Raw genomic sequence first — 2568 nt, 5'->3', positions numbered from 1 at the left:
CCAGCAGGTTGGGCACAATCATAATTAGAACGTCCTCTGCTTGTAGGATCCTTCCGTCCTACGAGCCTACGGGGCACTGCCAAACGGGCAGCCAGGCGAGTACACTATTATAGCTTAGCAACTTTGATGCCGGTGCCATTTTAATCCGCTGGCGGCTTCCATTTGCGTCGTTCTGAATAGGCTGCCTGTGAGTCCTTCTCCGCCAAAACCACCTGTGACGACTCTTTCGAATCGACCGGATGCCTCGCCGGCTGCCGCTGCGGCGGTGGGAGAGCTAGCCAAGCGGATCATCGGTAACGTCGAACTGGCGATCGTGGGCAAACGCAAACAGTGCGTGCTGTCGTTGGTCGCGTGGCTGAGCGGGGGGCACATCTTGTTGGAAGACGTCCCGGGAGTCGCCAAAACGATGCTCGCTCGAGCCTTGGCCCGCAGCGTTGGCTGCCGTTTTAAACGGGTTCAGTGCACCCCCGACTTGCTGCCGTCGGATGTGACCGGCACGTCGATCTTTAATCAGAAAACATCCGAGTTCGAGTTTCGCCCTGGCCCCGTTTTTACTCAGATTCTGTTGGCGGACGAGATCAACCGGGCCACGCCGCGTACGCAGGCCTCACTGCTAGAGGCGATGGCGGAATCGTGCGTGACCGTCGATGGGACGACCCATTCGCTGAAGCCGCCGTTTTTGGTCATCGCGACTCAGAACCCCGTCGATCACGAGGGGACGTTTCCGCTGCCCGAAGCCCAGTTGGATCGCTTCATGATGCGATTCTCGCTGGGCTATCCTTCGATGGACGAAGAGTTTCGGATGTTAGAGATGCTGCAGGGGGCGCATCCGGTGGACGGGTTAAAACCGGTGGCGGCGGCTGAAGAGTTGGTGCAGGCACAACAGGAGATCAAACGGATCCATGTCGATCCCCGCGTCCGCCAGTACTTGCTGCAGATCGTGCATCAAACTCGTTTACACGAGGATTTGGCGCTCGGTGGCAGCCCGCGTGCGACGATCGCTCTGTTCCGATGTTCGCAGGCGATGGCGGCGATCCGGGGGCGCGCGTTTGTGCTGCCGGATGATGTCAAACGTATCGTTGCACCGGTGATGAATCACCGTTTGATCGTGCGTCCCGAAAGTCGGTTACGGAAAGTGACCGCGGAAAAAATTGTCGAAGAGATCCTCGGCGAGATCGCGGTGCCGACGATCGAAGCGGCCTGAATTCGGGGCTTCACCTCCCCGAAACTTTTTTGGGGAGGTCAGAGCGAGCGACAGCAAGCTCGCCGGTGGGGCCTCGGTGTGTTAGAGGTAGAACGTTCAATTTAGCAGCCACGTTGCCCTCCCCGGAAAACTCGCTGTGGCTCGTTTTCCGACCCTCCTCGCTTCGCTGGGCGGGTGAAGTTTGCTGTCGCCCCTGCCGGGGCTTTGTGACTTCGGTTTGACCGCATTCCTTGGACTCACGCCCAAGGCTACGTGCTGTCGCCACGTCCGTGGCTGAGGGGTCGGCAATTTACAATTGTCAATTTAACCTTTTCAATAATCCGGTTTGCTAACACGTGCCGTAGGTTTCGTGGGATGTCAATGGTGCCGAAACTCTTCGCGAGTTTCGCTACGGGCACGCAGCCGGTTAGAAACGGGTGATCGTTTCGTGGAGGTTCAAGATCACGCGACAGACTTGCCCGAATGCTGCGATCTGACTTTCCTCGGCCTTGGATTTTGTTGCCGATTTGCGACCGACCGCGATGTACTTCTTTGCCTCGTCGGCGTTGGATCGATAGTAAGCTAATTGCCGGTCGTACAATCCACGCAGTGCGGCTCGTTCCTCGTCGCTGGGTTGCCGCGACAACGCGATCACAAAGGCTTCGTCTAGCCAATCATCGAACGTGCCGTCTTCGTCATCCGCTAACAACCGATCCGCCATCACGTGCGACGCTTCGGCGAACGACGGATCGTTCAATAACGTCAACGCTTGTTGCGGGCTGTTGGAAAGCGGTCGATCGGCGGTGCATTCATCTCGCGATGGAGCGTCAAAATTGACCAGCATCGGATGCAAGAACGTGCGCTGCCAATGCATGTACACGCCGCGGCGATATTGACGCGAATCACGACTGGCTTGATAGCGGCGATTTGGAAACTGCAAATTCGAATAGTGCCCGTCCGGTTGGTAGGGATACACGCTGGCCCCCCCTACAAAATCGGTGACGAGCAATCCGGCGATCGCCAACGCGTTGTCGCGAATCACTTCGGCTTCGAGTCGCCGCGGCGATTGGCTCGCAAGCAATCGGTTGTACGGATCCCGCTCGCTCAGATCCGGCCGCTGAGCAGCCGTTTGTCGGTAGGTATGACTGTTGACGATTCCACGGACCATCTGCTTCACATCCCATCCGCTCTCGATGAACTCCGCCGCCATCCAATCCAATAACAACGGATGACTCGGCCATTCACCTTGGCTTCCTAAATCGTCGAGCTTGCCCGAGAGCCCGGTGCCAAAAAATTGTTTCCATGTTCGATTGACGACGTGCCGCGAGGTCAATGGATTGTCGGGCGAGGAAACCCAGTTGGCCAAGTCGAGGCGTGTCAGCCGT

At 57.7% G+C, this 2568-nt stretch carries 2 protein-coding genes; one reads left to right on the top strand and one right to left on the bottom strand.

Features of this window, described 5'->3' with window-relative positions:
* Positions 1 to 214: 214 nt before the first annotated feature.
* Entirely contained in the window at positions 215 to 1204 is a 990-nt protein-coding gene (locus tag ABX962_RS34505; protein ID WP_372726196.1) for an AAA family ATPase, read from the top strand.
* 406 nt (positions 1205 to 1610) lie between these two features.
* On the opposite strand, the gene ABX962_RS34500 is transcribed toward ABX962_RS34505, so the two are convergent.
* The coding region (locus tag ABX962_RS34500) for a DUF1553 domain-containing protein (protein ID WP_372726195.1) at positions 1611 to 2568 on the bottom strand (958 nt) is incomplete at its 5' end.

It is taken from the genome of Novipirellula sp., from assembly GCF_041583735.1.
Taxonomy (GTDB): Bacteria; Planctomycetota; Planctomycetia; order Pirellulales; family Pirellulaceae; genus Novipirellula.
The sequence above is the reverse complement of the archived record's forward strand: the minus strand, read 5'-3'. Positions and strand labels throughout refer to the sequence as shown.